Raw genomic sequence first — 6,706 nt, forward strand, 5'->3', positions numbered from 1 at the left:
CCGCCGATGAGGAAGGTGGCCTCGCGGTCCTCCCAGCACTCGAAGATGTTCGGGCAGCCGGCCTCCTGGCAGACCGTGTGCAGGCCCTGGCCCTTGACCATCGAGTGGATCTGGGTGTACTCCGGCCCCATCTTCGCGGTGGTGCGGATCCACTCCGGCTTGCGCTCGATCGGGGTCTCGGCGTTGCGCGCCTCGACCCGCAGCAGACGGCGTCCCTCGGGTGCGACAGTCACGCGATCCAGCCTACGCTCCGGCCCGGACACCCCCGGACCCCGGACCCGCGGTGCTGCGGCGTCAGGCGCGCCCGAGGACGTCGGCGAGGTGCTTCTCGGCGTAGGGCAGCACGTCCTGGACGGTGACGGTGCGCCCCGACTCGCGGGTCAGCGACGAGACCCCGGCGTCGGTGATCCCGCACGGGATGATGGCGTCGGCCCAGCCGAGGTCGGCGTCGCAGTTGAGCGCGAACCCGTGCATGGTCACCCGCTTGCTGACCCGCACCCCGATGGCGCCGAGCTTGCGGTCCGGACCCCGGCCGTCGGCGAGGACCCACACCCCGCTGCGTCCCTCGACCCGCTCCGTCTCGACCCGGAAGTCGCGGCAGACCCGGATCATCACCTCCTCGAGCCGGCGCACGTGGGCGACGACGTCGATGGGGACCTCGGGCAGCCGGACGATCGGGTAGCCGACGAGCTGTCCCGGGCCGTGCCAGGTGATCTTGCCGCCACGGTCGACGTCGATGACCGGCGTGCCGTCGACCGGCCGCTCCTGGGGCTCGGTGCGCTTGCCGGCGGTGTAGACGGCCGCGTGCTCGAGGAGCAGCGTGGTGTCCTCGAGGGTGCCGTCGACGACCTGCGCGTGCACCTCGCGCTGGGTGGCCCAGGCCTGCTCGTAGTCGACGAGGTCGGGGGCGAAGCCGAGGTGGACGAAGCGCATGCGCCCACGGTACGCCGCACCCTGTCGAAGGTCCGCTGACGGTCCCGCCGCCCGTCCCTAGGCTGGGTCCATGAGCGCGGCCCCGCAGGACCCCGGACCTCAGCCCACCGACGAGCGCGGCGCGGCCCGCCGGCCACGCTGGGCGCTGCTCGGCGCGGTGGTCGTCATCCTGCTCTGGCTGGGTGTCGGCGCGTTCGGGGGACAGGCGCAGGGGAAGCTCTCCGGGGTGCAGTCGAACGACAACTCGACGTTCCTGCCCGCCAAGGCCGAGTCGACGCTCGTCACGGACGCCGTGGCGCGGTTCAGCGACAGCACCGAGCTGCCCTACCTCGTCGTCGTCGAGCGTCGCGACGGCGCCGCGCTCGACGCGCAGGACCTCGCCACGCTCTCCGCGTTCGCGACCAAGGTGCCCCAGCTCCCCCTCCCGGCGCTCGGCTCCGGGAAGACCCTCGGCGACTACCTCGTCGCGGGGACCCCGATCGTCCCGGTGCCGGCGCAGGACGGCAAGGCCGCCCTCCTCTCGGTGCCGCTCGACGGCACGTCCGGCACGGCGGCGAGCGGCGACACGACGGCCCTCGCCGAGGGGGCGACGGCCCTGCGCGACGAGATCCGGTCGACCTTCCCGGCGGCGGGCCTGCAGGCGTGGGTCGGCGGCCCCGGCGGCCTGATCGCCGACTTCGCCGAGGCGTTCGGCGGCATCGACGGCATCCTGCTCCTCGTCGCGCTCGTCGTCGTCCTCGTCATCCTCCTCGTCGTCTACCGCAGCCCGATCCTCCCGTTCGCGGTGCTCGTCAGCGCGGTGCTCGGGCTCTCCGCGGCGTCCCTGGTCGTCTACCAGCTCGCGACGCACGACGTCATCACCCTGTCCGGGCAGTCGCAGGGGATCCTCTTCATCCTCGTCGTCGGGGCGGCCACGGACTACGCGCTGCTCCTCGTCAGCCGCTTCAAGGAGGCGCTGCACGACGAGCCGAGCGCCTGGGTCGCGCTGAAGCGGGCCTGGCGCGGGGCCATCGAACCGGTGGGTGCGTCGGCGGCCACCGTCGTCCTCGGCCTGCTCTGCCTGCTCCTCGCCGAGCTGCGCAGCACCTCCGGGCTCGGCCCGGTCGGCGCCCTGGGCATCGCCGGGGCCTTCCTCGCCTCGGTCACGTTCCTGCCCGCCGTGCTGCTCCTCTTCGGGCGGCGGATCTTCTGGCCCTTCGCGCCGAAGCTCGACCACGAGCACGCCGAGGACGCCGTGGAGTCCCACCGGGGGGTGTGGGGGCGGGTCGCCCGGATGGTCGGAGCCCACCCGCGGCGCACCTGGGTCATCACCCTCGTCGGCCTGCTCGCGGCGGCCGCCTTCGTGCCGACCTTCAAGGCCAGCGGAGCGACGATCGAGGAGACCTTCCTCACCGAGGTCGACTCCATCACCGCGCAGCAGGTCCTGGGGAAGCACTTCCCGGGCGGCGCCGCCCAGCCGCTGCAGGTCGTCGTGCCCGAGCCGCAGGCGCAGGAGGCCCTCGCCCTCGTCGAGAAGGACCCCGGCATCGAGTCGGCGTACCTCGGCCTCACCCCGCCCCGGCCCGGCCAGGAGGCGCAGCCACCCACGGTGGTCGACGGCCAGGTCGTCCTCCAGGCGACGACCAAGGACGCCGCCGACAGCCAGGGCGCGGAGGACACCGTGCGGCGGCTGCGGACCGACCTCGACACCGTGAGCCGGGACGCCCTGGTCGGCGGGAACGCCGCGACCAACCTCGACGTCCTCGACGCGAGCAGCCGCGACCTGCGGGTCATCGTGCCGACGATCCTCGGGGTGATCTTCGTGATCCTGGCGCTCCTGCTCCGGTCGCTCGTCGCACCACTCGTGCTCGTCGTCGGCAACGTCGTGTCGTTCGCGGCGACGATCGGGATCTCCGCGCTGGTCTTCGACCACGTGCTCGGGTTCACCGGCGGCGACCCGTCCATCCCCTTGTACGGGTTCGTCTTCCTCGTCGCGCTCGGCATCGACTACTCGATCTTCCTCATGACGAGGGTGCGCGAGGAGGCGCTGGCCCGGGGCACGAGACCGGGGGTGCTCGTCGGCCTCGCGGTGACCGGTGGGGTCATCACGAGCGCGGGCATCGTGCTCGCCGCGACCTTCTCGGCCCTCTCGGTGCTGCCGATCCAGTTCCTCGTGCAGATCGCGTTCATCGTCGGGTTCGGGGTGCTGCTCGACACCTTCGTCGTCCGCTCGCTGCTCGTCCCGGCGCTCGCCCACGACCTCGGGCCCCGGGTGTGGTGGCCCTCGAGGCTCGTCGCCGACGGCGGCCACTCCGGGCCGGGGCACCACGCCGCCGGCGCCCACCCGCCCGCCGAGGACGCGGGCCCGACGGCATGACCCGGGTCGCGCTCGCCGGGTACGGCTTCGCCGGCCGCGAGATCCACGCCCCGCGCCTGCGCGAGGCCGGACTCGAGGTCGTCGCGGTCTCGACCCGCGACGAGGAGCGTTCCGCGGCAGCCCGTTCCGACCTCCCCGCGGTCGAGGTGGTGCCGGGGCTCACCGAGCTGCTGGCCCTCCCCGGCCTCGATCTCGTCGTCCTCGCGACCCCGAGCGGCGGGCACGCCGCCCAGGTGCGCGAGGTGGTCGCGGCCGGTCTCGCCTGCGTCGTCGACAAGCCGCTCGCGGTCGATGCGGCGAGCGCGGCGGAGGTGCTGCGCCGTGCCACGCGCGCCGGGGTGCCGCTCACCGTCTTCCAGAACCGGCGCTACGACCCCGAGCACGCCACGCTGGCGCGGGTCGTGCGCGACGGCCTGGTCGGGGAGGCCTTCCGGCTCGAGCTGCGCTGGGAGCGTTGGCGCCCCGTGCCCAAGGACCGCTGGCGCGAGAACGCGGCGCCCGAGGACGGCGGCGGCCTCCTGCTCGACCTGCACAGCCACCTCGTCGACGCCGCGGTGCAGCTGTTCGGACCGGTGGAGTCCGTCGCCGCCACCGTGGCGGCCCGCACGACCCGCGCCGAGGACGACGCCTTCCTCCTGTGCCGGCACGCGGGTGGTGTGGTCTCGCACCTGTCGGCCACCTCGCTCGCGGGGGCGCCGGGCCCGCGCATCCGCCTGCTCGGCACCCGGGGCGCGTTCGTCCTCGCCGACTTCGAGACCGAGGCCCACCCGTGGAGCGCGCAGGCGGACGCCGACGCCGCCCACGCCGGGTGGCTGTACCGCGGGGCCGACCGCGAGCCGGTCGAGCGGGTCGAGAGCAGCCAGGCCGACCTCTACCGGGCGGTGGCGACCGCCCTCGAGGCGCCCGACCCGCAGGCCGCGATGCCGGTGGACCCGTGGGACGCGGTCCACGTCCTCGCCGTCCTCGACGCGGCGAGGGTGGCGGCCCGGGAGGAGCGCGTCGTCCGGGTCGTCACGCCGCAGCCCTAGGGCACCTGCTCGGGCTCACGGCGCGGCCAGCCGGCGGGGCTCGAGGCGCTCCTCGCGGACCTCGTCCCCGTCGCGCGTCACGACGTACGCACCCTTGCCGTCCTGCTCGGTGACGGCCTCGACGAGGTCGGTGCCGCGGTACACGAGGCCGACGCCGTCGTCGGTGCAGTGGGTCTCGGGCAGCGTGCCGTCGGCCACGAGCCGGTGCACGAGCGGTCGGCGTCGCTCCTCCGAGTCGTAGTGCACGCCGTTGCCGTAGGGGAGCAGGGCGAGACCGTTCGTGACCGCGCGCAGCTCGGGGCCGTAGGAGTCGGTCGTCCCGCCGAGGTACCAGCAGATCGAGCCGGCCGAGACGCCGGCGAGGACGACCCCGGCCTCCCACGCGGCACGGAACGCCGGCCGCAGGCCGTGGACGTCCCAGACCGCGAGCAGGTTGGCGACCGAGCCCCCGTTCACCCAGACGACGTCCTGCGCGAGGAGGTGGCCGGCCGGCTCCGCCAGGTTCGGCATCGGGAAGAGGGACAGGACGCTCGTGTCGAAGCCCGCGACCCGCCCGGCCTCGAGCGCCCGGAACGAGAAGGCCTCGGGGTCGCCCGCCGCAGTGCCCAGGAAGGTCACGCGCGGACGGCGCCCGTGGGCGCCGGAGAGCTCGACGGCGTGGTGGACCAGCGCGTCGAACTCGAACCACGTGCGATGGCCCGGGCGGTAGCCGCCGGAGGTGGCGAGGATGGTCGGGTGGTCGGTCGTCATGGGCGCCACCCTACGAAGGCCTGTGGAAAAGCTCGCGGCCGTCGCCGCCCGATGCGGCAGCGTGCCGGGCATGGAGACGAGCGGACCGCCCGAGGTGCCGGGCCTCGAGCTCGGCACGCTGCTCGGGCGCGGCGGCTCGGGCGAGGTCTGGGAGGGCGTCGACCTCGAGGGGGGCCGTCGGGTCGCGGTCAAGGTGTCCGCCGCCGACCCCGCGGCGGTCGAGGCCGCCGTGCGCGAGGCGGCCGTGACGGCCCGGACGGCCGCCGAGCACGTCCTCGCCGTCGAGGCCTGCCTCCCCCTGGCCGACGGCCGGGTCGCCCTCGTCATGCCCCTGATGCGGGGCGGCTCGCTCGCCGGGCTCATCGCGGCCCGCGGCCACCTCGGGCCGGGGGAGGTGGTCACGGTCCTCGCGCCGCTGGCCGGGGCGCTGGGGCGGCTGCACGCGGCCGGGGTGGTCCACGGCGACGTCTCGCCGGGCAACGTCCTCCTCGACCTCGACGGTCGTCCCGTGCTCGCCGACCTCGGCGTGGGCCGGGTGCTCGGTGAGGCTCCGCAGGCGGTCTGGGGCACGCCCGGGCACATCGCCCCCGAGGTGCTCCTCGGTGGCGAGCCGTCGCCGGCCTCCGACGTCTACGCCCTCGGTGCCCTCGGCTGGCTCTGCCTCGCCGGGGAGGTGCCGGGCGCCCCCGGTCTGCGCCCGACCCTCCCCGAGGTGTGCCGGGCCGGAGCGGGGTCCGAACCCCTCGTGGCGGCCGTCGAGGCCGCGGTGTCCCCCCGGGTCGCCGACCGCCCCGACGCCGACGAGCTCGCCGGCCTCCTCTTCGCGGCGGCCGAACCGGAGCCGCTGCGCCTCGTCGCCGGCGACGACGCGGTGAGTGCCGTCACCTACCGGCTGCGCGCCGCGGCCGGCCGGCCCCCGGTGCCCGACCGGCCGCCGCCACGTCGGGGGAGGCACCGCGGTGCACCGCGAGCGGCCCGGCGCCGCGAACGGCGGCTGCCGGTGCTGCGACTGGGCCAGGTGCTGCGGGCCGCCGCGGGTGGGGTCGCCGCCCTCGTCGTCGCCGCCGCCGTCCTCGGGGTGCTCGGGACACAGGGCCTGCGTGACGACCCGGCCCGCGCCGCGGTGCGCCCGGAGGTGTCCACGACCCCGCGGGAGCCCGGGCCAGGCCCGACGGCCCCGACGGCCCCGAGCGCGCCTGCGCGGGAGCCGGGGCCGGCCACCGACGTCCGCACCGACCCGGAGGCCGCGAGGCGCCGACCCGCGGAGCTCCTCACCGCCCTGGCCGGGGCGCGGGCCGAGGCGTACCGGCTCGCCGACCCCACCCGGCTCGCGGAGGCCGAGTCCGACGACGGGGCGCTCCGGGCCCGCGACGAGGCCGCCGTCGGGGCGTTGCGGTCCTCCGGAGTGCGCTACCCCGACCTGCGCTACGAGGTCGACGCGGTCGCGGTCCGCGGCGCCGGCTCCAGGACGGCCGTCCTCTCCGCCCGGCTCGGCGTCGCGGGCTACCGCGTCGTCGGGGGCGACACCACCGCATCGAGGCCGGCGGTCCGACCCGCGCCGGTGCTGGTCGACCTCGTGCTCACCGGGCGCGGGTGGCGCCTCGCCGACGTGCGACCCGTGCGGTGAGCGGGCGCGGTG

General features: G+C 75.9%; 5 protein-coding genes and 1 pseudogene. 3 read left to right on the forward strand and 3 right to left on the reverse strand.

Annotated features, from left to right (window positions below; genetic code table 11):
• Together PKA89_RS12455 and lipB are read right to left on the reverse strand one after the other, a co-directional pair.
• Nucleotides 1–233, reverse strand: a pseudogene (locus PKA89_RS12455) (lipoyl synthase); the annotation flags it as partial.
• A gap of 61 nt (nucleotides 234–294) precedes the next feature.
• Nucleotides 295–933 carry a lipoyl(octanoyl) transferase LipB gene (gene lipB, locus PKA89_RS12460; protein WP_324419892.1) on the reverse strand — a complete coding sequence of 213 codons (639 nt, stop codon included), beginning with the start codon at nucleotides 931–933 and terminating at the stop codon, nucleotides 295–297.
• A 70-nt stretch (nucleotides 934–1,003) separates the two neighbouring features.
• On the opposite strand from lipB, the gene PKA89_RS12465 reads away from it, so the two are divergent.
• Both PKA89_RS12465 and PKA89_RS12470 read left to right on the forward strand, forming a co-directional pair.
• Nucleotides 1,004–3,289 carry an MMPL family transporter gene (locus PKA89_RS12465; RefSeq protein WP_324419894.1) on the forward strand — a complete coding sequence of 762 codons (2,286 nt, stop codon included), beginning with the start codon at nucleotides 1,004–1,006 and terminating at the stop codon, nucleotides 3,287–3,289.
• Nucleotides 3,286–4,317, forward strand: coding sequence for a Gfo/Idh/MocA family oxidoreductase (locus PKA89_RS12470; RefSeq protein ID WP_324419896.1), 1,032 nt, complete (start codon nucleotides 3,286–3,288; stop codon nucleotides 4,315–4,317). Before PKA89_RS12465 ends, PKA89_RS12470 begins: the two co-directional genes overlap by 4 nt.
• A 15-nt stretch (nucleotides 4,318–4,332) precedes the next feature.
• Here the strand turns inward: PKA89_RS12470 and PKA89_RS12475 are convergent, their stop codons facing one another.
• The gene (locus tag PKA89_RS12475; protein ID WP_324419898.1) at nucleotides 4,333–5,067 is read right to left on the reverse strand and encodes a peptidase E; all 735 of its coding nucleotides are present in this window, start codon (nucleotides 5,065–5,067) and stop codon (nucleotides 4,333–4,335) included.
• 70 nt (nucleotides 5,068–5,137) lie between these two features.
• On the opposite strand from PKA89_RS12475, the gene PKA89_RS12480 reads away from it, so the two are divergent.
• Nucleotides 5,138–6,694: a protein kinase gene (locus PKA89_RS12480; protein ID WP_324419900.1), complete on the forward strand. Its 1,557-nt coding sequence runs from the start codon at nucleotides 5,138–5,140 to the stop codon at nucleotides 6,692–6,694.
• Nucleotides 6,695–6,706 lie beyond the last annotated feature (12 nt).

Origin of the sequence: Phycicoccus sp., from assembly GCF_035325325.1 — a bacterium.
Lineage (GTDB): Bacteria > Actinomycetota > Actinomycetes > Actinomycetales > Dermatophilaceae > Phycicoccus.

What these genes read in the sequence shown, in the direction of transcription:
- lipB (WP_324419892.1), bottom strand. Translation starts at nt 933, where the DNA reads ATGCGCTTCGTCCACCTCGGCTTCGCCCCCGACCTCGTCGACTACGAG.
- PKA89_RS12465 (WP_324419894.1), top strand. Translation starts at nt 1,004, where the DNA reads ATGAGCGCGGCCCCGCAGGACCCCGGACCTCAGCCCACCGACGAGCGC.
- PKA89_RS12470 (WP_324419896.1), top strand. Translation starts at nt 3,286, where the DNA reads ATGACCCGGGTCGCGCTCGCCGGGTACGGCTTCGCCGGCCGCGAGATC.
- PKA89_RS12475 (WP_324419898.1), bottom strand. Translation starts at nt 5,067, where the DNA reads ATGACGACCGACCACCCGACCATCCTCGCCACCTCCGGCGGCTACCGC.
- PKA89_RS12480 (WP_324419900.1), top strand. Translation starts at nt 5,138, where the DNA reads ATGGAGACGAGCGGACCGCCCGAGGTGCCGGGCCTCGAGCTCGGCACG.